The following is a 25497-nucleotide window of genomic DNA, read 5'->3' on the forward strand; positions in this document are numbered from 1 at the left end:
GGTCACGAGGTGGTGTGACGCGGGTGACACTCCAACGACGCGAGGGTGGGCGCGGTTACGTCGCTCTCGTGGCCGGCTGCTCCTCGGTGGCTGCGGGGAAATGAGCGAACCCCCGACACGGGCGGTGTCGGGGGTTCGGGTGCTCAGGTGTTCAGCGGTGCGGGGTGGTCACTCCTCGCCGGCGATGAAGGCCTCGACGCGGCGTCGACCCTCGTCGTCGGGGAGCTGCACCGGCGGGGACTTCATGAGGTACGACGAGGCCGAGATGATCGGGCCGCCGATGCCGCGGTCCTTGGCGATCTTCGCGGCGCGGAGCGCGTCGATGATGATGCCGGCGGAGTTCGGGGAGTCCCAGACCTCGAGCTTGTACTCGAGGTTGAGCGGGACGTCGCCGAAGGCGCGACCCTCGAGGCGGACGTAGGCCCACTTGCGGTCGTCGAGCCAGGCGACGTAGTCCGACGGGCCGATGTGCACGTTGCGGCTGTCGGTCTTGTCGGCCAGCTCGCCCTTGAGGTTGGACGTCACGGCCTGGGTCTTGGAGACCTTCTTGGACTCCAGGCGCTCACGCTCGAGCATGTTCTTGAAGTCCATGTTGCCGCCGACGTTGAGCTGGTAGGTGCGGTCCAGCGCGACGCCGCGGTCCTCGAACAGCTTCGCCATCACGCGGTGCGTGATGGTGGCGCCGACCTGCGACTTGATGTCGTCGCCGACGATCGGGACGCCGGCGTCCTCGAACTTCTTGGCCCAGACCGGGTCGGAGGCGATGAAGACGGGCAGGGCGTTGACGAAGGCGACCTTCGCGTCGATCGCGCACTGCGCGTAGAACTTGTCGGCCTCCTCGGAGCCCACCGGCAGGTAGGACACGAGCACGTCGACCTCGGCGTCCTTGAGGACCTGGACGACGTCGACCGGCTCGGCGCCGGACTCCTCGATGGTCTGGCGGTAGTACTTGCCGAGACCGTCGAGCGTCGGGCCGCGCAGCACCTCGATGCCGAGCGTGGGCACGTCGGCGATCTTGATGGTGTTGTTCTCGGAGGCGTTGATGGCCTCGGAGAGGTCCTTGCCGACCTTCTTGTCGTCGACGTCGAAGGCGGCGACGAACTCGACGTCCTTGACGTGGTAGTCGCCGAACATGACGTGCATGAGACCGGGGACCGTCGCGGTGGGATCGGCGTCCCGGTAGTACTCAACGCCCTGGATGAGGGAGGTGGCGCAGTTGCCGACTCCGACGATTGCTACTCGAACCGAACCCATCGGGTTGTCCTTCCTAATTACTGCTACTGGGGTCACTGCTTCTGAGGTCACAGCTGCTGGGGTCGCAGCTACTGGTCGGCCGTGGGGCCGGAGGGGTGGGGGGCGGGCACCGGGAAGGTGTTCGCCGGCCGCCCGTTGGTGCGCTCGGCCGTGATCAGGTCCGAGAGCCACCGGACCTCACGCTCGACCGACTCGACTCCGTGCCGCTGGAGCTCGGCGGCGTACTGGTCGACTTCCTTCTGGGTCATCGCCAGCTGCGTCTGGACGCGGTCCAGGCGCTCCTGGAGGCGGGTACGACGGCCCTCGAGCACGCGCAGCCGGATCTCCATGTCGGTCCGCCCGAAGAAGGCGAAGCGGATGTCGAAGTTGTCGTCCTCCCACGCGGTGGGGCCGACCTCCGACATCAGGCGCTCGAACTCGCTGTGCCCCGCCTCGGTGACCTGGTAGACGATCCGCGGGCGCCGGGTCACCGGCGTCACGGTCGTCGCGGTCTCCTCGATGAGCGCACTGCGCAGCATCTTCTTCAGGGTGGGGTAGAGCGAGCCGTACGACAGCACCCGACCCCAGCCGAGCATGAGGTTGAGGCGCTTGCGCAGCTCGTAGCCGTGCATGGGTCCCTCGTGCAGCAGTCCGAGGACTGCGAGCTCGATGGTCTCTGCGCGACGTGCCATACGACCTATCGTAGCGATATATCCAGAAGTGGAGAACTCCGCGCGTCCGGCGAGGCGCGCGTCACGGTGGAGCGCCGCACCGGCCGCGGGTGCGTACCCTGTTGGCGGCGCTCCCCGGGTGCGCCCACAGTCGGTGCGCAGCGGGGGCTCGCGCACGTCCCCCCGCAGCCGAGTCACGGAGTCCGAAGTTGAGTGGTAAGCGCAGGGCCGACGGTCCGGCCGTCAAGCAGTCGCCCAAGAAGAAGAAGGTGACCCCGCGCCAGCGGGTCAAGAAGGTCGCCAAGTGGCTGCTGGTCCTGGCCCTGGTCGGGGCGCTGCTGGTGGGAGGGGCGTTCTTCTACCTCTACAAGACCACCGAGATCCCGGACCCGAACAAGGACTTCCAGGCGCAGACCTCCTTCATCTACTACGCCGACGGCAAGTCCGAGCTGGGCAAGTTCGCGACCCAGAACCGCGAGTCGATCACGCTCAAGGAGATGCCGCAGACCCTCCAGGACGCGGTGGTCGCGGCCGAGAACCGCACCTTCTGGACCGACAAGGGCATCGACCCCAAGGGCATCATCCGGGCGGCGTTCAGCAACGCCCGCGGCAACTCCACCCAGGGCGCCTCGACGATCACCCAGCAGTACGTCAAGATCCTCTACCTCACGCAGGAGCGCTCGCTGAAGCGCAAGCTGAAGGAAGCGATCCTGTCGCTGAAGATCCAGCAGACGCTGAGCAAGTCGCAGATCCTCGAGGGCTACCTCAACACCATCTACTTCGGTCGGGGCGCGTACGGCGTCCAGGCCGCCGCCCAGGCCTACTTCGACATCGACGCCAAGGACCTGACCCTCCCGCAGTCGGCCGTCCTGGCCAGCGTCCTGAACAACCCGACGAACTTCGACCCGGCCAACGGCAAGGACAACAAGCGCGCCCTCAAGGAGCGCTACCGCTACGTGCTCGAGGGCATGGCGAGCGCCGGCACGATCGAGGCGTCGGCGGCCGAGAAGGCCGAGAAGAAGCTCCCGGCGTTCCCCGAGATTAAGGCGGACAGCCAGTACGGCGGCCAGAAGGGCCACATGCTCGAGCTGGTCAAGACCGAGCTGCACGGCCTCGGCTTCAGCGACGAGGAGATCGACGGTGCCGGCCTCCGGGTCACCACGACCTTCACGCCGAAGGCGATGCAGGCCGCCCAGGCCGGCGTCCTCGAGGCCCGGCCCGACGGCTTCTCCGACAAGCAGCTGCACATCGCGGTCGCCAGCGTCGAGCCCGGCACCGGCGCGCTGCGCGGCTTCTACGGCGGCCAGGACTACCTCCAGTCGCAGATCAACTGGGCGGTCTCCGGCGGCATGGTCGGCTCGACGTTCAAGCCGATCACGCTGGCCACGGCGCTGACCAACGGCTACTCCCTCAAGGACACCTTCGAGGGCAACTCGCCGTACACGTTCCCCGACGGCCTCGCGGTGCGCAACGAGGGCACCGGCTCCGACGGCCTCGGCAACGACTACGGCGACTCGGTCGACGCGACCTACGCCCTCGAGGAGTCCATCAACACGGCCTTCGTCGACATGTCGAACAGCATTCCGGACGGCCCGAAGAAGATCTTCGAGACCGCCGAGAAGATGGGCGTCCCGCCGGCCAAGGCGACCAAGAGGTACCCCGGCATCCCCAGCAGCACCCGCGACATCTCGCCCGAGGACACCCTCATCACGCTCGGCAAGGCCCGGATCAGCCCGATCAACATGGCCAACACGTACGCCACGATCGCGAACGGCGGCCAGCGCGCCGACGTGCACGTGATCGACAAGGTCGTCGACCGCAACGGCGAGGTGCAGTACTCCTACAAGCAGTCGACCGAGGACGCCGTGGGCGAGGACGTCGCCGCCGACGTCTCCTACGCGATGCAGCAGGTCGTCAAGAGCGGCACCGGCCAGGCCGCGCTGGCGCTCGGCCGGCCCGCCGCCGGCAAGACCGGCACCGCGACCAAGGAGGCCGGGGACAGCGACGTCGTCTCGTCGGCCTGGTTCGTCGGCTACACCCCGCAGCTCGCGACGGCCGTGATGTACGTCCGGGGCGACGGCGACGACCAGATCGACGGCTGGCTGCCGTCGTACTTCGGTGCGGACTACCCGGCCGACACCTGGACGGCCGTCATGACCAAGGACATGGAGGGGCTCGACGTCGAGCAGTTCCCGCCGGCCGCGAACGTCGACGGCACCGCGCCCGAGGGCGACCACGAGCCGTACACGCCGCCGGCCACCACCAGCGCGCCGCAGCAGACGCGCAAGCCCAGCCCGACGCGCACCACGCAGGAGCCGTCCAGCGAGGCGCCGACCAGCGAGGTCCCGACGACGTCGGCCCCGCCGACGCCGACCGACACGTGCGGCGTGCTCGGCTGCAGCCCGTCGTCCTCGCCCTCCAGCCCGCCGGCCTCCAGCCCGCCGCCGTCCTCGAGCCCGAGCGCGTCGCCCTCGGCGGCTCCCGGCTCGCGGGCGCCGCGGTCGATGGTGACCGCGGACCCGGCGTGGTACTCCCGGTGGTGACCCGGCCCTCCGGTACGCCGGGTGGCTGACGAGCGCGTCCACCCGACGCTCGACGACCCGGTCGTCGCCACGCTGAGCGAGAGCGTCGGCGGCCCGGTGGGGACCCGGGCCGGCCGGCACCGCTGGTGGACCCCCGTCCGGGTGCTGCTGGCGCTGACCGCGATCTGCTTCGCGGTGGGCATGGTGCAGAAGAACAACTGCTACCAGGACTCCTGGCGCGACGGCGAGGCCCGCTACTCGCACATGTGCTACTCCGACCTGCCCTACCTCTACACCGGGCGCGGGTTCGTCGAGCTCAACTGGCCCTACACCGACGACGAGCAGGTCCGGGCGCGCTACGACACGATGGAGTACCCCGTCGGCATCTCGTACGTCGCGTGGGCGACCGCCTGGGTCACGCACTGGGTCAGCGGCTCACCGTCGCTCGACGACCGCTACGGCCAGTCGGTCGCGACCGTGTCGGCCGACCCGGACGTCGTCGAGGAGTCCCGGACGTACGTCGTCGTGAACGCCGTCGTGCTGGCCGGGGTCACCCTGCTGGCGACGTGGTTCCTGGCGGGCGTGCACCGGCGACGGCCCTGGGACGCAGCGGTCTTCGCGCTGTCCCCGGCCCTGGCGCTGACGGGACTCATCAACTGGGACCTGCTCGCGGTCGGCCTGGTGGCCGGTGCGCTGTGGGCCTGGGCCCGCGGGAGACCGGTGCTCACCGGCGTGCTGATCGGCCTGGGCACCGCGACCAAGCTCTACCCGCTGTTCCTGCTGGGGGCGCTGCTGGTGATCTGCCTGCGCGAGCGCCGCCCGATGCGCTTCCTCGCGGTCCTCGGGGCCGCGGTCGCCACCTGGGTGGTGGCCGACCTGCCGGCGTACCTCTCCAGCAAGGAGCAGTGGCTGGTCTTCTGGCACTTCAACTCCGACCGCGGTGCCGACCTGGGCTCGATCTGGCTGGTCGTCGCGCAGGCCACCGACGGTGTCGACGTGCACACGATCAACGTGTGGTCGTGGGTCTTCTTCGGGGCCTGGTGCCTCGGCGTGCTGGCCCTCGGGCTGCTCGCGCCGCAGACGCCGCGTTTCGCCCAGCTCGGCTTCCTCGTCGTGGCGGGCTTCCTGCTCGTCAACAAGGTCTACTCGCCGCAGTACGTCCTCTGGCTGCTGCCCCTGGCGGCGCTCGCGCGACCGCGCTGGCGCGACCAGCTGGTCTGGCAGGCGACTGAGGTCTTCTACTTCGCGTCGGTGTGGTGGTACCTCGGCAACTTCCTGGCCCCCGCGGGTGGCGGCGACTCCGGGTTCTACTGGTTGGCGATCCTGGTGCGGATGGCCGGCGAGCTCTACCTCGTCGTGCTCGTGGCCCGGGACGTCTGGCGGCCGTGGCACGACCCCGTGCGGGCGCCGGTGGCTCAGGCCAGGACGACGCGGTCGAACGCCGTGGCGGTGTAGCGGACCCGCACGTCGACCTCGTCGCCGACCGCCGGGACCCGGGGGCCGTGCGGCAGGAAGAGCATCGAGGCCTGCATGTGGGGCGGCTCGGCGAAGAGCCGCTGCTTGCCGTCGATGGAGAACGGCGAGCGCACGAAGCCGACGGCGTCCAGGCCGCCGCGGGCCAGGGTGGCCGCGCGGCCCTTGATCGAGGAGTCGCCGAGCGGCGCCTCGAGACCGATGCCGTGGGCCGTGCCGCCGCTGACGACCAGGATGTGGCCCTGCTTGGGCGCGGTGCGGCCGCGGTAGCCGAAGACGTCGCCGCGCTCGACCGCGTGCACGTCCAGGACGGTCGCGCTCACGCGCAGCGCCCCGCGGTCCCCGAGCCAGAGGTCGGTGCCGACCCGCGGTCGGATGGTGAAGTCGGCGTACGACGCCCGCAGCGACGCGAGCTCGTCGGCGGTCAGGTGGCTGACCCAGATGGTGCTGGTGTCGAGGCCGGCCGCGACGACGTCGTTGACGAGGCGGGAGACCTCGGACAGGTGCGAGCCCTGCGCGAGCGGGAGGTGCAGGGCGATGCCCTCGAGCCGGGCACCCCGGTGCCGGGCCAGGACGGCCGCGGTCGCCCAGAGGTCACGGGTGCCGAGGCCGTGGCGCAGCATGCTCGTCACCTGCTCGAGCACGAAGCGGGCGCGGGGCTCGCGGGTGAGCAGGTCGTCGAGGTCCTCGAGCCGGCTGACGGTGTGCACGACCCGGTCGGCGAGCGCGGGGTCGACCTCGAGCCCGGCCCCGAACGGGCGCCAGGGCGTGAGCACGAGCAGGTCGCCGGAGAAGCGGGTCGCGACCTCGGGCAGCTCGGCGTACGTCCCGACGGCGATCGTGTCGAGCCCGGTGCCCTGGTCGGCCAGCCACTGCGACTTGCGGGCCAGCCGGCCCAGCGTGAAGCCGTAGCCGTTGCCCTTCACGACCGGCACCAGGCCGGGGTTGGCGTCGACGACCCGGCGCAGGTGGGTGCGCCAGCGCTCGCCGTCGACGGTCAGGGTGAGGCTCATCGTCGCGGTCCTAGCCCCGGCGCTTCAGGTAGAGCTGGAAGGCCTTGTAGAGCGCCCCGCTCAGCGGCAGGTCCCACTCGCCCGCGTGCTCGACGGCCTCGCCGCCGGTGCCGACCTTGAACTGGATGAGGCCGACGTGCGGGTCGTCGGCGTCGAGGGTGTCGGTGATGCCGCGCAGGTCGTAGACGTCCGCACCGGCGGCGAGGGCGTCCTGGATCATCGCCCACTGCACCGCGTTGGAGCCGCGCACGTCGCGCTTCTCGGTCGAGGAGGCGCCGTAGGAGTACCACGCGTGGCCGCCGACCCGGATCGAGATCGTCGAGGCGACGAGGTCACCCTCGTGGCGCGCGAACCAGACCCGGATGCGGTCCGGGTCCTCGGCGCCGAGCGCCTCGCACATCGTGCGGAAGTAGGACAGCGGCCGCGGCGTGAAGTGGTCGCGCTGCGCGGTGTGGGCGTAGAGGTCGTGGAAGGCCTTGAGCTCCTCGCCGACGTCGGCGCCGCTGACGCTGGTGACCTCGACGCCCTCCTTGGCGGCCTTCTTGATGTTGCGGCGCCACTGCTGGTTCATGCCCTTGAGGACGTCGTCCTCGGTGCGCGGGTCACCCGCGTCGTCCCGCAGCGGGACGACGAAGTTGTACTGCGGCTGGCCGGCGGCGAAGCCGCCCTCGACGGCCTGCGGGTGCCAGCCCAGGTGGTTGAGCTGGGAGACGACCCGGGCGCCGACGGAGCCGCGCTCGAGCGGCGCGAGCTCGCCCAGGCGTCGTACGCCGTCGTCGGCGATGCCCTCCTTGACCTGGGCCGCGCTCCAGCGGCGGGTCACCACGGGCGGGCCCATCCGGACGCCGAAGGCGCCCTGCTGCTTGAGGTGCGCGGTCAGCGGCCGCAGCCAGGTGGCGAGGTCCTCGTCCTCCCAGTCGATCACCGGGCCCTCGGGGAGGTAGGCGAGGTAACGCTTGATCTTCGGCAGCTGGCGGTAGAGCACCAGCCCGGCGCCGACCAGCTCGTCGTCGCGGAACCAGCCCAGCGACTCGCGGCGCCACTCGGACTTCACCCGGCCCCACGCGGGGACCTGGAGGAAGCTCGCCGAGCGGCGGCCCCGGATGAACTCCAGGTGCTCGGTCTCGGGGATCACTCGCACGCTCAGCACGCGCCCGAGGCTACCGCTCGGGGCGGCGCGACCGGTCACAGGCGTTCGGCCAGCCAGGCGAAGTCGGCGGTGTGCTCGGCGGCACCGCCGGGGGTCTCGCACACGACCGGGGCGCCCGCCTCGCGGACGACGGAGGCGAGCAGCTCGGGGTCGATCGTGCCGGCGCCGAAGTTCGCGTGCCGGTCGGCGCCCGAGTCGAAGGCGTCGCGGCTGTCGTTGCAGTGCACGAGGTCGATCCGGCCGGTGATGGCCAGGACGTCCCCGACGACGGTCTCGAGGGCGTTGCCGCCGGCGTGGGCGTGGCAGGTGTCGAGGCAGAAGCCGACCCGGTCGGCCTGCTCGGCCGAGGCGATGGCGTCCCAGACCCGCGCGATCCGCTCGAGGTGGCGGGTCATGGCGTTGTCGCCGCCGGCGGTGTTCTCGATCAGCAGCGGCAGCTTGAGGTCGGTCGCCTCGATCGCCTTGCGCCAGTTGTCGAAGCCCTTCTCGGGGTCGTCGGTCTTGTTCACGTGGCCGCCGTGGACGATCAGGCCCTTGGCCCCGATCGAGGCCGCGGCGTCGACGTGCTGCTGCAGCAGCTTGCGGCTGGGGATCCGGATCCGGTTGTTCGTGGTGGCGACGTTCACGATGTAGGGCGCGTGCACGTAGAGGTCCACGCCGGCGGCCTCGGCGTCGGCCTTCAGGCCGTCCGCGCCGCCGGCGTACCGGATCTCGGGGCCCTGGTAGCCCTGGGGGTCGCCGAGGAAGAACTGCACGAGCGGGGCCTGCCGCGCGGCGGCCTCCGCGAGCGGGTCGGTCTGGTCGACGTGGGCTCCGATCAACATGGGCCCAGCCTAGGAGGGTGGACCGACGACCGGCCCGGCAGCCGTCAGCAGGTGCGCTGGTAGGTGCTCTTGTGGGTGCGCGGCGCGGCCGTGGACTTCCGGTTCGGGCGGTGGAGGTCGTAGTAGCGCAGCCAGTCCATCTGCATGCGGCTCTGGTTCATCCGCGCGCCCGGCTTCGCGTCCATCCGGAAGCGGACCGTGAGCGGGACGCCGGAGCGCGCCTTGGGCCGGCGCTCGGTGCGGACCGCGTGCGCGTCGACGAACCAGGTGATCCGGTGCCGGGTCACTTCGACGCCGAAGGTGTGCCACCGGTCGTTGCTGAGGTTCAGGCGCTTCGAGGCGGTGAACTGGCGGTGGTGGGCCCGGATCCAGAAGTCCGCGTGCGAGCGCGACAGGCGGTAGCTCTCGAGCGCGACGTTGCGCGCGCCGCAGGCCTGGCGGCGGTCGCCCGCGGGGACCAGCTCGGTCTGGACGCGGTAGTTCGTGTGGCCGCTGCCGTAGCGGTGCGAGCGGAGCCGGATCTCCCAGCGTCCGGTCGCGTGGCCGCGCCGGTCCAGGGTGGCGGTGGTGTCGCCGCGCCGCCCGGTGTTCAGCGTGAGCTGGCCGAACTGGTTGCGGACGTTGCCGCGGCCGCTGACGTCCCAGTGGCGGGCGCGCTTGGCGTACTCGAACTCGTCCTGCCACTGCGGGCGCCCCCAGCCGAAGGTGGTCTGGGCGTTCACCGGCCCCGGCGCGGAGCCGGCGTGGTGGGCCAGCGCGGCCTGCGGCGCAGCGGCCGAGAGCAGGCTGAGGGCGAGCGCGGCAGCGCCGCCCAGGGCGGTCAGACGGGCGAGACGGGGGGCAGACATGCCCTCCAACGTACGACGACCGACGGTGCGCCTGGCAAGTCCTCGCGGCCCAGGGTCACCCCGTGAGGGCGCGGGTGAGGACGTCGAAGTCGGCGTTGCCGCCGGTGTGCACGACCGCGACCCGGCGCCCCGCCACGCGGTCCCGCTCGGCCAGCAGGCCGGCCAGCGCCAGGGACCCGGCGGGCTCGGCGAGGTTGTGCGTCGCGCGGTACATCAGCGCCATCGCGGCCGCGGCCTGCTCCTCGCTGACCCGCACGATCCGGGCAGCCCCGGCGACGATGCGCGCCACGGCGTCGAGGTGCGGCTCGCGGCAGGCCACGCCGTCCACGAACGTGTCGGCCTCGTCGGTGGGCACCGGCCGGCCCGCCTCGAAGGAGAGGGCGTACGCCGGCGCGCGCTCGGCCACGACGCCGACGATCTCGGTGGAGCGGCCGAGCAGGTCGCGGACCGCGATGTTCGCGCAGATCCCGCTGCCCATCCCGACCGGCACGTAGACCGTGTCCAGGGCCGCGACGTCCTCGTGCAGCTCCGCGGCGTACGTCGCCACGCCCTCGACCAGCCACGGGTGGAACGACGGCACCATCACCAGGCCGCGCTCGAGCGCGACCACCCGGGCGTGCTCGACCGCCTCCTGGAAGTCGCGACCGTGCACGACCAGCTCGGCGCCCAGCGCCTCGGTGGCGGCGTTCTTGTCGGGGGAGTTGCCCTCCGGCACCACGATCGTGACCGGCACGCCGTGGGCCCGGCCGGCGAAGGCCAGGCTCTGGCTGTGGTTGCCCCGGCTGGCGGAGACGAGGCCGGGCAGGTCGGGGGTGGCCGCGAGCTGGCGGGCCACGAAGGTGAGGCCGCCGCGGACCTTGAAGGCGCCGGTGGGGGTGTGGTTCTCGTGCTTGACCCAGGTCTCGGTACCGGTCGCCTGCTCCAGGAGCGGCCAGCGGCGGGTGGGCGTCCGCGGGACGTGCCGGGCGACGCGCTCGCGGGCCGCGCGCAGGGTCTCGACGGTGAGGGTGCCACCGACGGTGCCGTTCGCGGACGACTCCCCGGCGCCGTCCCCGGACGAGGACCCGGACCCGGACGCGTGGCGGGGGCCGGAGGCCACCGCGGTCACCCCGCTGTGCGGCAGCGGGCCGGACGCGGCGGCGATCTGGGCCAGCGTCACCGGGATCTCGACCGGGTCCGCCGCGCCCGAGGCGAGGTGCCCGGCGAAGTCGCGCAGCATCTCCAGCCGCGCGGTCGCCACCGGGTTGCCGATCCGCACGCGGTGCGCGTCGCGGACCGCGGTCAGCATCGGCACGGACACCCCGATCACCCGGGCGATGCCGCCGAGGTCGAGGCCGAGCCGCTCGCCGATCGTCGCCGTCAGCTCGGCCACCGGGGCGCCGTACAGCTCGGTCTGGCGGGCGCGGCGCTCGTCCGGGCCGCCGGTGGGGGCGTCGGGGTCGACCACGATGTCCTCTCGCGAACGTAGGGTGCGGCAGCCGGGAAGGTTTTCGGACGGCCGACCGGTGGAAGGAGGTCGGCAGCGGGCGTGCGCTCACGCTAGCCCGCGCCCATCGTCCACGACCACGCCCGTGTCCACAGCCGACACCGGCCCGCGTCCACCGCGGGACCGCAGCACAGAGGGGGAGACCGGTGACCGCACCCCTGTCGCGCCTGCTCGCCCGCGGCACCGCAGCCCTCGGGCTCGGGCTGCTGGGCCTCGCGGCCCCCGCCCTGGCCGCGGACCCCGCGACCTTCGCCGGCGAGGAGGTGACGCCGGCCGGCAACGTCATCGAGGCGACCCCGGTCGGCCCCGGGCTCTACACCGTCGCGGTGCCGGAGGGCGACGCCGAGCAGTACGTCGAGGTGAAGCGGACCATCCCGGGCAGCACGCTCTGGTACGGCGCCTCCGCCGTCCTCCCCAAGTCCGACGGCAGCACCGCCCCGCTGCTGACCCTCGAGAGCAGCCCGGACGGCTCGGGCGACTCGTGCGTCGGCTTCGAGTCGCTCTCCGACACCCTCGACCAGAGCACGTTCTCGACCCGGCTCTTCACGACCACGAAGAAGCCCGCCTGCCAGGCCGCGGACTCGCTCGTCCTGCGGACGGCCGCGACCGACGTGCCGGCCGGCCGCTACCAGCTGGTCGTCTGGGAGGAGCCGCCGCTCGAGGAGGGCGCGACGCTGCCCGACCGCAGCGTCACCGTGCCGTGGGCCGCGCTGCCGTCGGCCCCGCCCGACGACCTGGTCCCCGGCACGACCTACGCCGACGCCCCCGAGGTCACCGCCGGCACGTACGCCGTGCACGTCGAGCCCGGGGAGCCCGCGCTGGTCAAGGTGCCGCTGACCTGGGGCCAGCACGCGCAGGTCGCGGCGGTCAGCAGCACGCGGACCACGGCGTACGCCACCGTGGGAGCACGCTGGCTGAGCCCGCTCGGCGGCGTGCTGGGCGAGACCGGCTACTCCGGCGGCCCCACGACGACCGAGCTGACCCTGAACAGCACGCCGACCACGGCCGGCTGGGCCACGCCGACCATCGCCTGGAAGAACCGTGAGGGCAAGGCCGGCGACACCCCCGCGGCGATCGCCGGCGACTACTACCTCTCGATCGACACGTTCGCGGACAAGGCGACGAAGGACGGCGTCGACCTGACGTTGAACGTCGGCGTCGTGACGGACTACCCCGCCACCGCCCCGCCCTACGCCGAGGATCCGCCGGCGCTGCCGTACGTCGACGGCACGAGCGGTCCCGGGTCCGGCGGGTCGGACGGGGCAGGCGGCTCCGGCACGGCCGCGGGCGACGCCGGCCGGGAGGCCGGCACCTCGTGGACCCTCGTGGGCGGCCTGTTCGGCGCCGCGGCGCTGTTCGCGGTGGCCGGCGTCGTCGCCCTCGGCCGGCGGGGGCGCACCGGATGAGCGCCACCGCGCCGGCCCTGACCGTCCTGGCCGCCCAGCCGCCCTGGGGGCTGGCCTTCGGGCTGCTCGCCCTCGCCGCCCTGCTCGTCGTCCTCGGACTGGTCGCGCTGCTGCGCGGCCGGCGCCCCGCCGTACCCCCCACTCCTCGGGAGACCCCATGACCACCCGCCCCCTAGCCGCCCTGGCCTCGGCCGCGACGCTGCTCGCCCTGGCCCTCATGCAGGCGCCCGCGCTGGCCGACGACACCGGCGTCGACCTGCCCGCCGGCCTCACCGAGGTCGACGGCGGCGAATCGGCCGACGAGGCCACGCCGGTGACGGCCGGGCGGCTGCTCGACCACACCACGTCGAGCGACAGCCAGAACGTCTACTCCTTCCAGCGCACCATCCCGGGCTCGACGGTGATGTTCGGCCTCACCCTGCTCACCACCGACCCGGTCGTCGCGAAGGGGCGGCTGCGGGCGTCGGTGGCCTACAAGGAGGACGACGGGACGGCCGTCTTCTGCGGACGGACGGTCTTCGACTCCGACGGGCGGGCCTCGGCGATGCCGCTGCAGAGCCGGGCCGGCTACACGACGCAGAAGGCCGAGTGCGCCACGCACGAGGACCTCTTCCTGCTGGTCTACAACAACAAGGAGGCCGGCGTCTCCGAGGGCGTGCCCTACGAGCTGGACGTCTGGGAGGTCCCGCCGGTGACGAACCTCGCCAAGCTCCCGGTCACCGGCTACGGCAGCGCCCAGACCTTCTCGCCCGGCGAGCCGACGCTCGAGGCGGAGCCGGGTGCCTGGATGGCCGAGGCGACCACGCTCCCGACGGACGAGACGACGCAGGTCGACCTCCCGGTCGGGCGGATCTCGTGGTTCGCCGTCGACGTGCCGTTCAACCAGCAGCTCGACGCGTTCGCGAGCATCACCGACGAGGACGGCGCCGCCCCCGGCGCCGCCGTCGAGATGCGGATCCTCTCGCCCGTCGGCGGCATCGTCGGCGTCCCGCCCGTCGAGGCCGACCGCTTCCGGCCGACCGCCACGCTCGGCACCGGCCCGGCCAGCGTCGAGACCAGCTCGTGGCTGGTCTCGCCGCGCTCGCGCGCGGACTACGAGCCGGGCGACGAGTTCGACTCCGAGGGCACCCTGGCCGCGCAGCCCGGGACCTACTACCTCGCGGTGTACGTCGGCAACACGTCCGGCGCCGAGGACGCCACGGTCTCGATGGAGCTGACGCCGGCGCTGCTCAAGGGCACCGGCGTCTTCGCCGAGGGCGCCGACCCGCAGTACGCCGCCGACGTGCCGGCCTTCCCCGCGCCGCAGGGCGCCGAGGCGCAGCCGATCGGCACCCGGTCCGACGCGTCCGCCGACCCGGAGACCTCGGCCGCGGAGCCGGCGGCCGACGAGGGCAGCTCCACGACCACCACGCTGGTGGCGGGGCTCCTCGGCGCCGCGGCCTTCCTCGCGGTCCTCGGCGGGGTGCTGCTGGTGCGGGCCCGCCGCCGGGCCTGACCCGGGGCGCGTCAGCGCAGGACGAGCAGCAGGGCGATGCCCGCGAGCACGAGCGCGACGACGAAGCAGGCGATCGCGACCAGGGTGGCGCCATTGCCGGTCGAGCCGGTCGAGCCGGTCGCGGCGGGAGCCGTGCCGGGCGCGGCGCCGGTGGCGGGCTCCGCGCTGCCGGGCCGGAGCGCCGGACCCGCCGCGGGTGCGGGCGGGGTGGCCGGCCCCGACGGGGGACCCTGCGGGTCGGCGTACCCCCCGGGCCCGGAGGGCGTCCCCGAGCCGACCGGGGCGCCGGAGGCCGGGCCGGTGGCGTGGGTCGGCGTGCTGGGGACCGGGACGTCGCCGAGCTGGTCGAAGACCTCGGGCGGCTCGGGGTCGGACTGCCACGGCGAGCCGGGCGGCACGCCGAGCTGGCGGAGGTAGCCGAGCGCGGCGGCGGCCGAGGGCGGACGCACGTCGACGTCGTGGCTGGTCATCGCGTCGAGCAGCGGCTTGAGGCGGCCGGCCGGCGCCGGGTCGTGGGCCGCCTGCTGGCGCGGGGCCTGGCCGGTGAGCAGCTGGACCGCGACGATCCCGAGCGCGTAGAGGTCCTGGCGCGGGTCGGGGGCCGCGCCGCGCACCTGCTCGGGCGCCATGTAGCCGTCGGTGCCGATGGCGCCGGGGAAGCGGGTGAGCCGCACGTCGTCGACGAGCGCGGCGACGCCGAAGTCGCCGACCCGGACGACCGGGCGGCCGGTGCCGGTCGCCTCGAGCAGGAGGTTGGCGGGCTTGATGTCGCGGTGCACCACGCCGGCGCCGTGGATGGCCTCGAGGGCCTGCAGCGTCTGGTCGAGCAGCACCGAGACGTAGCTCTCGGGCAGCGGGCCGTGGTCGCCGAGCAGGGTCTGGACCGAGCCGCCCCGGACGAGGTCCATGGTGAAGACGACGAGGTTGTCCTCGGCGGCCCAGCCGCTGGGCGCGACGACGTGCGGGTGCTGGATGCGCACGGACTGCTCGCGCACGAAGCGGAGCAGCATGCCGCCGTCGTGCTGGCCGAGCACCTTGGCCGCGACGAACTGCTGGGTGCGCAGGTCCCACGCCCGCCACACCGTGCCCATGCCGCCGAGCCCGATCTGGTCGACCAGCACGTAGCGGCCGGCGAGCGGCGGGGTCGGGCCGGCGGCGGGACCGGTCGGCCCGGTCGGGAGGGAGTGCGGGGTCTCGGTCATCGCGGGGACGTTACCCCGCCGCGAGCGGGTTCACGCCTCCCCGCCGTACGACGTTTTGGGCGGCCCCACGCCCGCTGCTAGCCTGTGCTGTCTTTGTCTGCCCACCCCCACCGACGGGGGCCCGGTCAGCGAAGGCCCCCGGTCCGTCCGAGACGGTCGCCGGGGAACGCAACGCCCTCCTGCCACGGAAATGCCGTGGCCGCCGAGTCCAGAGGAGGTGGAGACCGCTTTGCGTGCATATGAAGTCATGGTCATCCTCGAGCCCAGTCTTGAAGAGCGCACCATCGAGCCGTCGCTCGACAAGTACCTCAACGTCATCCGCAAGGATGGTGGCACCGTCGAGTCCGTCGAGGTCTGGGGCTGTCGTCGCCTCGCCTACGAGGTCAAGAAGAACGCCGAGGGCATCTACGCCGTCATCTCGCTGAACGCCGAGCCGGCCACGGTCAAGGAGTTCGACCGCCAGCTCAGCCTCAACGAGTCCATCCTCCGCACGAAGGTCATGCGTCCCGACGCTCACTGATCCTCGCGTGGACGGGGCCGGCTCGCCGGCCCTGTGGACGAGCCCTTCCGCCTGTCGGTGCCACCGGCAACGATGGGCGGAAACACCCCAGATTCGAGTAGGAGACCCACATGGCAGGCGAGACCGTCATCACGGTGGTCGGCAACCTCGTCGACGACCCGGAGCTGCGCTTCACCCCCTCGGGTGCGGCCGTGGCGAACTTCCGGATCGCGTCGACGCCGCGCACCTTCGACAAGAACACCAACGAGTGGGTCGACGGTGAGGGCCTGTTCCTCTCCTGCGCGATCTGGCGCCAGGCTGCCGAGAACGTCGCGGAGTCCCTCCAGAAGGGCATGCGCGTCGTCGTGCAGGGCCGCCTCAAGCAGCGCAGCTACGAGACCCGTGAGGGCGAGAAGCGCACGGTCTACGAGCTCGATGTCGAAGAGGTCGGTCCCAGCCTGAAGTACGCCACCGCGAAGGTCACCCGCACCACCCGTCAGGGCGGCGGCGGGGGCTACTCCGGCGGCGGCAACCAGGGTGGCGGCGCACCGCAGCAGCGCTCCGGTGGCGACGACCCGTGGGCCACGCCCGCGCCGTCGTCCGCCGGTCAGGGTCGCGGCGGCTCCGGGGGCAGTGCTCCCCAGGGCGGCCAGGACCCGTGGGGCGCCCCGGGTGCGGGCTCTGATGAACCGCCTTTCTGATCAGCTCCTGATCTGTTCCACCATCCGTACACACCTCAACCATTCCGGCGTCAGCCGGGCTTCTAGAAAGGAAGCACCACAATGGCCAAGGCAGTGATTCGCAAGCCCAAGAAGAAGGTTTGCCAGTTCTGCAAGGAGAAGGCGACCGGTGTCGACTACAAGGACACCACCCTGCTCCGCAAGTTCATCTCGGACCGCGGCAAGATCCGCGCCCGTCGGGTGACCGGCAACTGCGTCCAGCACCAGCGGGACGTCGCCATCGCGGTCAAGAACGCCCGCGAGGTCGCTCTGCTGCCCTACACGTCCACCGGTCGCTGAAAGGAGCCAGGCAGATGAAGCTCATCCTGACCCAGGAAGTCACCGGCCTCGGTGCCCCCGGCGACGTCGTCGAGGTGAAGGACGGCTACGGCCGCAACTACCTCGTCCCGCGTGGCGTGGCCATCCGTTGGTCGCGCGGCGCCGAGAAGACCGTCGAGTCGATCAAGAACGCGCGCGCCTCGCGTGCCGTCCGCGACCACGACCACGCTGACGAGATCAAGACCAAGCTCGAGTCCGCGCCGGTCAACGTCAAGGTCCGCTCCGGCGAGGGCGGTCGCCTCTTCGGCGCCGTCACCGTCGCCGAGATCGCCGGCGCTCTCGCCGACGCCTCGGGCGAGCAGGTCGACAAGCGCACGATCGTCGTCAAGAACCCGATCAAGTCGCTCGGCTCGCACGTGGTCTCGGTCAAGCTGCACGACGAGGTGTCCGCCACGGTGGCCCTCAACGTCGTTCCCGCCTGACCCAGCCCCACCGCAGGACCTCGCGAGGCCCGTCCCCCTTCCCGGGGGGCGGGCCTCGTGCCGTTCCGGGGCTCGGGCTCAGCCCGGCGGGAAGACCAGCGCGTCGACGCGCACCGGCTTGCCGCCGGGGAGCGCCTCGATCACGACGGGCCCGGAGACCAGGGCCGACTGCCCCGAGCGCACCAGGTAGGTGATCCGGGGGGCGGTGCCCTGCCCGAGGTTGATCACCTTCCACGCACCCGTCCCGACCCTGACCCGGATCTTGCCGAGCTTCGGGTTGGCGGGGGCGAGCAGCCGGATCTCGCGGACGTTGCGGACCGTCAGCCGGACCCGCGAGCCGGACTGCCGGGTCATCAGCACCTTGCCCGCGAAGGCGCCCTTCGCGCGGACCAGCTTCCAGTGCCGGCTCCGGGTGAGGTCGTAGGGCACCGTGAAGCTCTTCGTCGCGGCGACCCCCTCGTTGCCGGCCGGGTCGGTGGCCCGGGCCGAGAAGGTCTTGTCACCGCCGGTGAGACCCCCGACCGGCACGGAGCCCTTGCCGCAGGGGACGTTCGCCCCGTCGAGCGCGCAGCGGAACGTCGCGCCGTCCTCGTTCGAGTCGATCGTGAAGCTGGTCTGCGGGGCGGTCGCGATCGGCGACCCGGTGCCCTCGTTGTCGACCGGGCCGCCGAAGACCACGGTGCTGGGCTTCACGGTGTCGACGCGGAACGTCGTCGACGCCGGCGTCGCGTCGAGGTCGGGGACGTCGCTCGAGGCCGGGGTGCAGCTGACCGGCGGGCAGTTGGTGCCCTGCTGGTCGGCGGCGATCGCCTGGTCGGCGGCGTCGACGGCCCGCACCAGGAAGACGTACGCCGGCCCGTCGCCGGACTCGGCGAGGTCGGGGTAGGTCTTCGGGCTGGTGCAGGTCTCCCACGCGCTCTCGACGGGCGTGGGGCTGGTGCCCAGCTGGCACTGCAGCGTGATCGGGTCGGTGTCGGCGTCGTCGTAGGACCCGGAGAAGGTGAAGGTGACGTCGTTGCCGTCCTGGGCGTCGAGGTAGCCGTTCGCGTCCGCGACCGGGCTCATCGCCACCGGCGCCGTGACGGGCGGGGTCGAGTCGTCGCACACGGTCGTCACCACGAGCATCCCGCTCGCGACCTCGGACGTGCAGCCCGCGTCCGCACGGCTGGGCGCGGCGACCACGACGATCGGGACCAGGGCGGCGACCAGGGTGGCCCCGGCCCACGTGGCGGTGCGGCGGAGGCGGGTGCTCGACATGGTGGTCCCTCACGTGGGGTGTCCCGACGGTGCGGGCCGAAGGGCCTCAGGCTACGAAGCGGACGCCTCGCGCGCTGCGGTTTGGCCGACTGGACCGGTCCAGGTGCGCCCGGCGTACGAGAAGAGCAGCCAGATGAGGGTGAGCGCGACGAGCCCGGCGGCGAGGTAGGACGTCAGCTCGAACGACACGAGCCCGCCGCCGAACACGAGCACGGGCAGCAGGGCGACCACGATCGTCGCGGACCGGGTGATGCCCAGCCAGCGCGCGGCCCGCCCGTCCCCGGCGGCGGCCGCCCGGGCGGCGAGCACGTGACAGAGCAGCGCCGAGAAGGCGAGCTGGGGCAGGTTCGCGGCCCAGCCGAGCGAGGCGTCGGCGTCGTACAGGTCCGCGGTGACGACCGGGAACCACACGACCGAGGCCACCACGCCGGCGAGCGCCGCCAGCCCGAGCAGGGTGCTGCGCCGGTCGAGATCGGCGGGCAGCGCCCGGACCCCGAGGTAGACGAGCAGCCAGCCCACCGGGTCGGCCAGCGCGTCGTAGCCGCCGAAGCGGGCGGACAGCACGACGATCACCAGCCCCATGGCGACGGACTGGAGCGGCTTCATGCAGGCAAATCTACGGGGCGGTGGCGGCGGGTGCGGCGGCCGCGCCGATCCCCGTCACCAGCCAGCGGTCGCCACGGGCCCGGTGCACGAGCACCACGAGGCGCGCCAGCATGAAGAGCCCGGCGAAGGACACCCACAGGACCGGCAGCCCGACCTCGGCACCGGCCAGCACCAGGACGACCGGGGCGTAGACGACCAGCGTGACCAGACCGCCCCGGGCGAGGTAGGCGCCGTCGCCCGCCCCGATGAGCACCCCGTCGAGGACGAACACCACGCCGGCCACCGGCTGGAAGAGCGCGGCGACGAGCAGGACCGGCAGCAGCAGGTCGCGCACCGCGGCGTCCTCGGTGAAGAGCGCACCGAGCACCGGGCTGACCGCGGCCAGCAGCAGCCCGGTCACCACGCCGCTCCACAGCCCCCAGGTGACCATCCGTCGGGTGACGGCCCGGGTGCCCGCCACGTCCCCGGCGCCGAGGTACCGGCCGGTGATCGCCTGGGCGGCGATCGCGATGGCGTCCAGGACGAACGCGAGGAACGCCCAGGTCGTCATGGCCAGCTGGTGGGTCGCGAGGTCGACCTGCTGGTCGAGGGCGTCGGCGGCGCCCAGCGTGACGGCGTACGTCGTGACGAGCAGCGCCGCGCGCAGGGTGAGCGTCCGGACCACCAGCGCGACGGCGGCGTGGGCGGCGGCGCGGATGCCGGGCAGGTCGGGGCGCAGGGACGCGCCCTGCCGGCGGGCGCCGCGGACCACGACCACGAGCAGGGCGCCGGCGCTGGCGACCTGCGCCAGGACCGAGCCCCAGGCGGAGCCGGCCAGCCCCAGCCCGTCGACCGGGCCGAGGCCGTAGACGAGCAGCAGGTTGAGCAGCACGTTGAGGACGTTCCCGCCCACCGCCACGACGAGCGGGGTCCGGGTGTCCTGCAGGCCGCGCAGCACGCCCGTCGCGGCCAGCATGAGCAGCAGCGGGACCGTGCCGAGGAACGCGATGCGGAGGTACGTCGCCGCGGGGCCGGTCACCTCGGGGCCGGCGCCGAACACGTGCACGAGCGGCTCGGTGAGCAGCACGCCCGCGACGGTGGTGACGGTGCCGATGCCGAGCGCCAGCCAGAGCCCGTCGACGCCCTGGGCCAGGGCGCCGCGCAGGTCGCCGGCCCCCACCCGTCGGGCCACGCTGGCGGTGGTGCCGTAGGCCAGGAAGACGCACAGCCCGATCGCGGTCTGCAGGACGGCGGCGGCGATGCCGAGGCCGGCGAGCGGGGCGGTGCCCAGGTGTCCGACGATGGCGGCGTCCGCGAGCAGGAAGAGCGGCTCGGCGACCAGGGCCAGGAAGGCCGGCACCGCGAGCCGGAGGATCTCGCGGTCGTGGGGGTGCGCCATCGGGCCAGTGTAGTCACCGTAAGGATCACTCGGGCGATCTGACCACAACGCGGGCTAGTCAGTTTCCACCTGTGGGTAACTACCCTTTACCTGTGGGAATCTGGCCCGGCCGGCCCATTGTCGATATAGCGCCCGGCATCGGACGGATGGACGACGGGTGAACGAGACGAACCCCAAATACTTTTCCCTCCACACCTGTGGAATCACGTCTCCGCAGGTCAGAGCCCCTTTTCCCCGGAAACTTTCTTCGTCCTCCACAGGCGCGTCAACATCCTGTGCACAGCGCCCCGCGTGTCGTCCACGACCTTCCCCCACTTATCCACAGGACCTGTGGATAACCGACTGTCGCCGGGGCCCGCGAGGCCGTACGGTCCCCCTGTCGCTCCCCTCGTCACCGCCGCGGCCACCCCCCGTCCACCGCCGTCCCGGACCCCGTCCGCGCCGGCCTGCCCGGGGGCCGGACCCGCTGTCGGTGGCCGGACCTAGCGTGGTCAGCGTGAGGGGTCGACGTCCGGGGAACTTGTCAGGAGGCAGGCGTTGAGCGTCACCGAGCACGACACGCGAGGCATGGGCGAGCCGCCGATGGACGACTGGGGCGACGGCCCCGCGTCGTACGCCCCCGGCGAGCGCCCCAGCTCACCGGGCGACCGCACGCCGCCGCAGGACATGGCGGCCGAGCAGTCGGTGCTCGGCTCGATGCTGCTGTCCAAGGACGCCATCGCCGACGTCTCCGAGGTGCTGCGCGGCGCCGACTTCTACCGCCCCGCGCACGAGACCATCCACGACGCGATCATCGACCTCTACGGCCGCAGCGAGCCGGTCGACATGGTCACCGTGGCGGCCGAGCTCCAGCGTCGCGGCGAGCTCCAGCGGATCGGCGGGGCGCCGTACCTCCACACGCTCTCGGCCAACGTCCCGATCGCGGCCAACGCCGGCTACTACGCCGAGATCGTGCGCGAGAAGTCCATCCTGCGCCGCCTGGTCGACGCGGGCACCAAGATCGTCCAGATCGGCTACGCGGGCGAGGGCCAGGTCGACGACGTGGTCGACCAGGCGCAGGCCGAGGTCTACAAGATCGCCGACCGTCGCTCGGGCGAGGACTACTCCCCGCTCAGCGACATCATGGACGGCGTCCTCGACGAGATCGAGGCGATCGGCAACCGCGAGGCAGGGCTGTACGGCGTCCCCACCGGCTTCGCCGACCTCGACGACCTGACCAACGGTCTGCACTCCGGTCAGATGATCATCGTCGCGGCACGTCCGGCCATGGGGAAGTCCACCCTGGCGCTCGACCTGTGCCGGGCGGCGTCGATCCACAACAACCTGACCAGCTGCTTCTTCAGCCTCGAGATGACGCGCTCCGAGATCACGATGCGCCTGCTGTCGGCCGAGGCCAAGGTGCCGCTGAACCACATCCGCAACGGCAACATGAGCGACGACGACTGGGCGAAGCTGGCCCGCAAGATGGGCGAGATCTCCTCGGCCCCGATGTTCATCGACGACTCGCCCAACATGACGATGATGGAGATCCGGGCCAAGGCTCGCCGTCTCAAGCAGCGCCACGACCTCAAGCTCATCGTGATCGACTACATGCAGCTGATGAGCTCGGGCAAGAAGGTCGAGTCCCGCCAGCTCGAGGTCTCGGAGTTCTCCCGGAACATCAAGCTCCTCGCCAAGGAGCTCGAGCTCCCGATCATCGCGCTCTCCCAGCTCAACCGTGGTCCCGAGCAGCGCGGCGACAAGCGCCCGATGATGAGCGACCTGCGTGAGTCCGGCTCGCTCGAGCAGGACGCCGACATGGTGATCCTCCTGCACCGCGACGACGTCTACGAGAAGGAGTCGACCCGCCCCGGCGAAGCCGACCTGATCGTGGCCAAGCACCGCAACGGCCCCACCCGCGACATCACCGTCGCCTTCCAGGGCCACTACTCGCGCTTCGTCGACATGGCGCACTGACCCCCGCTCGACCCCTGCCCGGCGCCCGGGATCGATGCCGAACCGTGTCGTGATCCGGCTCCGACGTGGGTCCCGCCCGGTCCATGCTGGGAGGACTGGTCGAGCACGGGGGTGTGGACATGGTGGGTCGTCGAGCTCTGCGCGGGTGGGGTCGGGTCGTCGCGGTGGCGGCGGCCGCCGTGCTGCTGGTCGGGTGCGGTGCGGACGACGGGGCGCGACAAGCGCGGGCGTCCGACCCTGCCTCCTCCTCCGGGGTGCCGCCGAACGTGACCGTCGAGGACGCGAGCGACCCGCCGGACAGCCCGGCACTCCCGCCGGAGGCCATGGACCCGTCGGCCACGCTCGCCGAGCTCGTGGACTTCCACGACCGCGACCTCTCCGGCTCGTGGTTCGACCCGGACGACGGGCACGTGCACGTCGGCGTGGCGACGCCGGCCGGTCGTGACCTGCTCGAGCGCAAGGGTTTGACCGACGACCCCGGCATCGTCGTGGAGCCCGCCGAACGCAGCCTCCTCGCGGGCCAGCGGCTCGCGCGGTCCTTCGTGCGGCACGCGACCTCCGCGGACGACATCTCCGGGATGGGGGCGCTGCCGGAGGGCGACGGCATCGAGCTGATGGTTGCGGCCGACGAGCTGTCGGCCGACCAGCTCGACGAGCTCGGGGCCCTGCCGTTCCGGGTCGTCGTCACGCTGGGCCAAGGGTTCGGGAGCCTGGACTGAGCGCGGCCCGGACGTCAGCGAGGAGTCTGGGGCGCACCACGTGCGCCCCAGGCTCCACGCTCACGCTGAAGCGGGCGCCGGCCCGGGCGTGACCGAGCTCTTCCCGGTCCGGGCCCCCTGACCCGCCGCCTCGGACGGCGCCCTCAGGGGTGGCGGTGGCGCTGCTGGTCGGCCGCGAGCTGGCCCAGCCGGTGGTGCACCGCGGGCGGAGCCTCGCCGAGGCCGCCGAGGCTGCCGCGCGCCCAGCCCACCTGGTCCCCCTCGCCGCGGCTCTCGGGCGGAGCCGCGGCCGCCGCACGGGCCAAGGCGACCGCGCTCTGCGCCGGACCGTCGCCGAACCAGGCGTGCGCATAGGCGTCGTAGGCGGGGCCGGCCTCGAACCACGGCACGGCGCGGCCTTCCCGGCGCACCGTGCGGACGGTGGGTGCGGCGCCCGCGACGAGCAGCCCGGAGCACCGCGCGCACGCGGGCACGAGGAGGGAAGCGGCGGACGGCGACGCCTGTGGTGACGACGGGGGCCAGGCGACGTCGGCCGTGGACGGACCGTGCGCGGGGTCGAAGAAGCAGACCGGGCGCGCTGCGGACCCGACGTACGACGCCACCGCCTCGCGCAGCTGGGCCGGGGTCGTCGCCCGGGCGACGCGGTCGGCGGCCCCGTCGAGCGCGCCGAGGTCGGTGACCAGCAGCTCCTGGGCCAGTCGCAGCTGCCGCTCCGCGCGCAGGGCCCGGTCGCGCCGTGCGCGGAGCAGGGAGCGGGTGAGGAGCAGGACGGCGAGAGCTGCCACCCCGATGAGGAGCCAGGCCATGCCCAGCACCGTACGTCCGGGGCCGCCCGTGCGGAAGGACCGCGGCGACGGGCGCCCGCCGGCTACGCGCCGCTGCGGCCCTTGCTGAAGCGCTCCCAGGCCGCCTGGCGGGAGATGCCGAGCGCCGCGCCGATGTCGGTCCACGACAGGCCGCGGTCGCGGGCCAGCCCGACCCAGTCGCGGAGGTACTCCACGCTCTGCTCGGCGGCCGCCGAGATCAGCGGGAGCTTGGCGAGCAGCTCCTCGTCGCTGAGCTGCTCCCACGGGGGCCGCCGGATCGACAGGATGCTCTCGCGGGTCGCGAAGAGCCGGGTGTACATGTCGAGACAGTCCTGGCACATCATCGCGCCGAGCCCGCCGGCGAAGTTGGTCGAGGCGGTGCCGACGAGCCCGCAGAAGGAGCAGACCCGGCCGATCGGGCTGAACTTCATCGGGCTCCTTCCACGACGGGCGGGCAGGCGGGGGGGCGGTTCTGTCCACAGGATAGGCGGGTGGGGAGAGGCGCTTGTCAGGGTCGTCTTGACATCCCGCGGCCCGGTCTTGACACTTCTCGTGTCCCTCCCTAGGGAATCGAGCCGGCGTGAGGTCGGGCGGAGTCCGGAACGAGCAGATTGGGGGATTGCTCGGTTCCGGCAACGGATCCGCGGCACCTCCGCCGGTTCTCCCGTTCCGGGGAGGGCACCCCTGCTGGCTAGGGTCGGAGCCATGGCCACCCCCGACGTCGTCGCCGACCTGGCGCCCACCGGCACGCTGCGCGCGTCGATCAACCTCGGCAACCCGGTCCTCGCCCAGGGCACGCCCGAGCAGCCCACCGGCATCACGGTCGACCTCGCCCGCGAGCTCGCCCGCCGGCTCGACGTGCCGCTCGAGCTGCTCTGCTTCGACGCGGCCCGGAAGTCCTTCGCGGCGATGGCCGAGGGCCGCGCGGACCTGTGCTTCCTCGCGATCGACCCCGCTCGCGAGGAGGAGGTCGCGTTCAGCCCGGCCTACGTCGTCATCGAGGGCGTGTACGCCGTCCCGCGCGACAGCCCGCTGCGCACCGTCGCCGACGTCGACCGCCCGGGTCACCGCATCGGCGTGAAGCAGGGCTCGGCGTACGACCTCTCCCTGACCCGGACCCTCGCCCACGCCGAGGTGGTGCGCGGCGCCGAGGGCCTCGACGTGTTCCGCGAGGAGGGCCTCGAGGTCGGGGCCGGGATCCGCGAGCCGGTGACCGCGGCGGTGGCGGGCGACGCCGGGCTGCGGCTGATCGACGAGGCCTTCATGCAGATCCGCCAGGCGGTGGGCGTCCGCCGCGACCGCCGGCCCGCGAGCGTGGACTTCCTGGCCGCCGTCGTCACCGAGCTGCTCGCGAGCGGCTTCGTCACCGACGCGCTGCGCCGTGCCGGACAGTCCGAGGACCTCGCCGCGCCGCAACCGTAAGGATTTCGCAGCATCCACCCTCGCGACATCGGCCCATCCGCGGCGTACCGT

The 25497-nt window shown here is 72.7% G+C and carries 25 protein-coding genes; 12 read left to right on the forward strand and 13 right to left on the reverse strand.

Annotation, left to right across the window (positions count from 1 at the left end; genetic code table 11):
• Positions 1-168: 168 nt before the first annotated feature.
• Positions 169-1254 (reverse strand): inositol-3-phosphate synthase, encoded by a 1086-nt coding sequence (locus H5V45_RS11610; RefSeq protein ID WP_185253063.1) that lies wholly within the window; start codon positions 1252-1254, stop codon positions 169-171.
• A 68-nt stretch (positions 1255-1322) separates the two neighbouring features.
• The gene (locus tag H5V45_RS11615) at positions 1323-1925 is read right to left on the reverse strand and encodes a PadR family transcriptional regulator (RefSeq protein ID WP_185253064.1); all 603 of its coding nucleotides are present in this window, start codon (positions 1923-1925) and stop codon (positions 1323-1325) included.
• Positions 1926-2113: 188 nt separating this feature from the next.
• Here H5V45_RS11615 and H5V45_RS11620 point away from each other — a divergent pair, with 188 nt between their 5' ends.
• Both H5V45_RS11620 and H5V45_RS11625 read left to right on the forward strand, forming a co-directional pair.
• Entirely contained in the window at positions 2114-4447 is a 2334-nt protein-coding gene (locus H5V45_RS11620; protein WP_185253065.1) for a transglycosylase domain-containing protein, read from the forward strand.
• Between the two features lie 21 nt (positions 4448-4468).
• A complete protein-coding gene (locus H5V45_RS11625) occupies positions 4469-5881 on the forward strand; it encodes a glycosyltransferase 87 family protein (RefSeq protein ID WP_185253066.1) in 1413 nt (470 codons plus the stop codon).
• On the opposite strand, the gene H5V45_RS11630 is transcribed toward H5V45_RS11625, so the two are convergent.
• From H5V45_RS11630 to H5V45_RS11650, 5 genes are read right to left on the reverse strand one after another with little or no spacing between them, the layout of a single operon-like run.
• Positions 5842-6912 (reverse strand): alanine racemase, encoded by a 1071-nt coding sequence (locus H5V45_RS11630; RefSeq protein WP_185253067.1) that lies wholly within the window; start codon positions 6910-6912, stop codon positions 5842-5844. The two genes, H5V45_RS11625 and H5V45_RS11630, sit on opposite strands and share 40 nt — an antisense overlap.
• A gap of 10 nt (positions 6913-6922) precedes the next feature.
• Positions 6923-8062 (reverse strand): lipid II:glycine glycyltransferase FemX, encoded by a 1140-nt coding sequence (locus H5V45_RS11635; RefSeq protein WP_343061532.1) that lies wholly within the window; start codon positions 8060-8062, stop codon positions 6923-6925.
• Positions 8063-8097: 35 nt separating this feature from the next.
• Positions 8098-8886 carry a deoxyribonuclease IV gene (locus H5V45_RS11640; RefSeq protein ID WP_185253068.1) on the reverse strand — a complete coding sequence of 263 codons (789 nt, stop codon included), beginning with the start codon at positions 8884-8886 and terminating at the stop codon, positions 8098-8100.
• Positions 8887-8930: 44 nt separating this feature from the next.
• Positions 8931-9734: a LamG domain-containing protein gene (locus H5V45_RS11645; RefSeq protein ID WP_185253069.1), complete on the reverse strand. Its 804-nt coding sequence runs from the start codon at positions 9732-9734 to the stop codon at positions 8931-8933.
• A gap of 55 nt (positions 9735-9789) precedes the next feature.
• The gene (locus H5V45_RS11650) at positions 9790-11181 is read right to left on the reverse strand and encodes a threonine dehydratase (protein ID WP_343061533.1); all 1392 of its coding nucleotides are present in this window, start codon (positions 11179-11181) and stop codon (positions 9790-9792) included.
• Between the two features lie 185 nt (positions 11182-11366).
• On the opposite strand from H5V45_RS11650, the gene H5V45_RS11655 reads away from it, so the two are divergent.
• From H5V45_RS11655 to H5V45_RS11665, 3 genes are read left to right on the forward strand one after another with little or no spacing between them, the layout of a single operon-like run.
• The gene (locus H5V45_RS11655; protein WP_185253070.1) at positions 11367-12626 is read left to right on the forward strand and encodes a hypothetical protein; all 1260 of its coding nucleotides are present in this window, start codon (positions 11367-11369) and stop codon (positions 12624-12626) included.
• Positions 12623-12787 carry a hypothetical protein gene (locus H5V45_RS11660; RefSeq protein WP_185253071.1) on the forward strand — a complete coding sequence of 55 codons (165 nt, stop codon included), beginning with the start codon at positions 12623-12625 and terminating at the stop codon, positions 12785-12787. Before H5V45_RS11655 ends, H5V45_RS11660 begins: the two co-directional genes overlap by 4 nt.
• On the forward strand, positions 12784-14121 hold the full coding sequence (locus tag H5V45_RS11665) for a hypothetical protein (protein ID WP_185253072.1): 1338 nt from the start codon (positions 12784-12786) through the stop codon (positions 14119-14121). The genes H5V45_RS11660 and H5V45_RS11665 overlap by 4 nt, the downstream gene beginning before the upstream one ends.
• Positions 14122-14132: 11 nt before the next feature.
• Here H5V45_RS11665 and H5V45_RS11670 read toward each other — a convergent pair whose 3' ends face one another.
• Entirely contained in the window at positions 14133-15323 is a 1191-nt protein-coding gene (locus H5V45_RS11670) for a serine/threonine-protein kinase (protein WP_185253073.1), read from the reverse strand.
• Positions 15324-15552: 229 nt separating this feature from the next.
• On the opposite strand from H5V45_RS11670, the gene rpsF reads away from it, so the two are divergent.
• The 4 genes from rpsF to rplI all read left to right on the forward strand — a co-directional run bounded on the left by rpsF (position 15553) and on the right by rplI (position 17302).
• Positions 15553-15843, forward strand: coding sequence for a 30S ribosomal protein S6 (gene rpsF, locus H5V45_RS11675; RefSeq protein WP_185253074.1), 291 nt, complete (start codon positions 15553-15555; stop codon positions 15841-15843).
• Between the two features lie 110 nt (positions 15844-15953).
• On the forward strand, positions 15954-16523 hold the full coding sequence (locus tag H5V45_RS11680; RefSeq protein WP_185253075.1) for a single-stranded DNA-binding protein: 570 nt from the start codon (positions 15954-15956) through the stop codon (positions 16521-16523).
• 81 nt (positions 16524-16604) lie between these two features.
• On the forward strand, positions 16605-16841 hold the full coding sequence (gene rpsR / locus H5V45_RS11685; protein ID WP_017933521.1) for a 30S ribosomal protein S18: 237 nt from the start codon (positions 16605-16607) through the stop codon (positions 16839-16841).
• Positions 16842-16855: 14 nt separating this feature from the next.
• The gene (rplI, locus tag H5V45_RS11690) at positions 16856-17302 is read left to right on the forward strand and encodes a 50S ribosomal protein L9 (protein ID WP_185253076.1); all 447 of its coding nucleotides are present in this window, start codon (positions 16856-16858) and stop codon (positions 17300-17302) included.
• Positions 17303-17380: 78 nt separating this feature from the next.
• On the opposite strand, the gene H5V45_RS11695 is transcribed toward rplI, so the two are convergent.
• Genes H5V45_RS11695 through H5V45_RS11705 form a run of 3 tightly spaced genes read right to left on the reverse strand, consistent with a single transcriptional unit; the run spans position 17381 to position 20543 of the window.
• Positions 17381-18559 carry a hypothetical protein gene (locus H5V45_RS11695; protein ID WP_185253077.1) on the reverse strand — a complete coding sequence of 393 codons (1179 nt, stop codon included), beginning with the start codon at positions 18557-18559 and terminating at the stop codon, positions 17381-17383.
• Between the two features lie 51 nt (positions 18560-18610).
• Complete coding sequence (locus H5V45_RS11700) at positions 18611-19165, reverse strand: hypothetical protein (RefSeq protein ID WP_185253078.1); 555 nt, start codon at positions 19163-19165, stop codon at positions 18611-18613.
• Between the two features lie 10 nt (positions 19166-19175).
• Complete coding sequence (locus H5V45_RS11705; RefSeq protein WP_185253079.1) at positions 19176-20543, reverse strand: MATE family efflux transporter; 1368 nt, start codon at positions 20541-20543, stop codon at positions 19176-19178.
• Positions 20544-21125: 582 nt separating this feature from the next.
• On the opposite strand from H5V45_RS11705, the gene dnaB reads away from it, so the two are divergent.
• Together dnaB and H5V45_RS11715 are read left to right on the forward strand one after the other, a co-directional pair.
• On the forward strand, positions 21126-22499 hold the full coding sequence (gene dnaB / locus H5V45_RS11710) for a replicative DNA helicase (RefSeq protein ID WP_425491463.1): 1374 nt from the start codon (positions 21126-21128) through the stop codon (positions 22497-22499).
• 119 nt (positions 22500-22618) lie between these two features.
• Entirely contained in the window at positions 22619-23218 is a 600-nt protein-coding gene (locus H5V45_RS11715) for a hypothetical protein (protein WP_185253080.1), read from the forward strand.
• A gap of 143 nt (positions 23219-23361) precedes the next feature.
• Here H5V45_RS11715 and H5V45_RS11720 read toward each other — a convergent pair whose 3' ends face one another.
• Together H5V45_RS11720 and H5V45_RS11725 are read right to left on the reverse strand one after the other, a co-directional pair.
• A complete protein-coding gene (locus H5V45_RS11720; protein WP_185253081.1) occupies positions 23362-24024 on the reverse strand; it encodes a hypothetical protein in 663 nt (220 codons plus the stop codon).
• A gap of 62 nt (positions 24025-24086) precedes the next feature.
• On the reverse strand, positions 24087-24455 hold the full coding sequence (locus H5V45_RS11725) for a hypothetical protein (RefSeq protein WP_185253082.1): 369 nt from the start codon (positions 24453-24455) through the stop codon (positions 24087-24089).
• A gap of 274 nt (positions 24456-24729) precedes the next feature.
• Here H5V45_RS11725 and H5V45_RS11730 point away from each other — a divergent pair, with 274 nt between their 5' ends.
• Positions 24730-25446 carry a transporter substrate-binding domain-containing protein gene (locus H5V45_RS11730; protein ID WP_185253083.1) on the forward strand — a complete coding sequence of 239 codons (717 nt, stop codon included), beginning with the start codon at positions 24730-24732 and terminating at the stop codon, positions 25444-25446.
• The last annotated feature ends 51 nt before the right edge of the window (positions 25447-25497 follow it).

This window comes from Nocardioides luti (assembly GCF_014212315.1).
GTDB lineage: Bacteria > Actinomycetota > Actinomycetes > Propionibacteriales > Nocardioidaceae > Nocardioides > Nocardioides luti.

Coding starts and splice junctions, on each gene's coding strand:
- H5V45_RS11610 (WP_185253063.1), bottom strand. CDS start 1,254: ATGGGTTCGGTTCGAGTAGCAATCGTCGGAGTCGGCAACTGCGCCACC.
- H5V45_RS11615 (WP_185253064.1), bottom strand. CDS start 1,925: ATGGCACGTCGCGCAGAGACCATCGAGCTCGCAGTCCTCGGACTGCTG.
- H5V45_RS11630 (WP_185253067.1), bottom strand. CDS start 6,912: ATGAGCCTCACCCTGACCGTCGACGGCGAGCGCTGGCGCACCCACCTG.
- H5V45_RS11640 (WP_185253068.1), bottom strand. CDS start 8,886: ATGTTGATCGGAGCCCACGTCGACCAGACCGACCCGCTCGCGGAGGCC.
- H5V45_RS11645 (WP_185253069.1), bottom strand. CDS start 9,734: ATGTCTGCCCCCCGTCTCGCCCGTCTGACCGCCCTGGGCGGCGCTGCC.
- H5V45_RS11660 (WP_185253071.1), top strand. CDS start 12,623: ATGAGCGCCACCGCGCCGGCCCTGACCGTCCTGGCCGCCCAGCCGCCC.
- H5V45_RS11665 (WP_185253072.1), top strand. CDS start 12,784: ATGACCACCCGCCCCCTAGCCGCCCTGGCCTCGGCCGCGACGCTGCTC.
- H5V45_RS11670 (WP_185253073.1), bottom strand. CDS start 15,323: ATGACCGAGACCCCGCACTCCCTCCCGACCGGGCCGACCGGTCCCGCC.
- H5V45_RS11680 (WP_185253075.1), top strand. CDS start 15,954: ATGGCAGGCGAGACCGTCATCACGGTGGTCGGCAACCTCGTCGACGAC.
- rpsR (WP_017933521.1), top strand. CDS start 16,605: ATGGCCAAGGCAGTGATTCGCAAGCCCAAGAAGAAGGTTTGCCAGTTC.
- rplI (WP_185253076.1), top strand. CDS start 16,856: ATGAAGCTCATCCTGACCCAGGAAGTCACCGGCCTCGGTGCCCCCGGC.
- H5V45_RS11695 (WP_185253077.1), bottom strand. CDS start 18,559: ATGTCGAGCACCCGCCTCCGCCGCACCGCCACGTGGGCCGGGGCCACC.
- H5V45_RS11700 (WP_185253078.1), bottom strand. CDS start 19,165: ATGAAGCCGCTCCAGTCCGTCGCCATGGGGCTGGTGATCGTCGTGCTG.
- H5V45_RS11705 (WP_185253079.1), bottom strand. CDS start 20,543: ATGGCGCACCCCCACGACCGCGAGATCCTCCGGCTCGCGGTGCCGGCC.
- dnaB (WP_425491463.1), top strand. CDS start 21,126: ATGGACGACTGGGGCGACGGCCCCGCGTCGTACGCCCCCGGCGAGCGC.
- H5V45_RS11715 (WP_185253080.1), top strand. CDS start 22,619: ATGGTGGGTCGTCGAGCTCTGCGCGGGTGGGGTCGGGTCGTCGCGGTG.
- H5V45_RS11720 (WP_185253081.1), bottom strand. CDS start 24,024: ATGGCCTGGCTCCTCATCGGGGTGGCAGCTCTCGCCGTCCTGCTCCTC.
- H5V45_RS11725 (WP_185253082.1), bottom strand. CDS start 24,455: ATGAAGTTCAGCCCGATCGGCCGGGTCTGCTCCTTCTGCGGGCTCGTC.
- H5V45_RS11730 (WP_185253083.1), top strand. CDS start 24,730: ATGGCCACCCCCGACGTCGTCGCCGACCTGGCGCCCACCGGCACGCTG.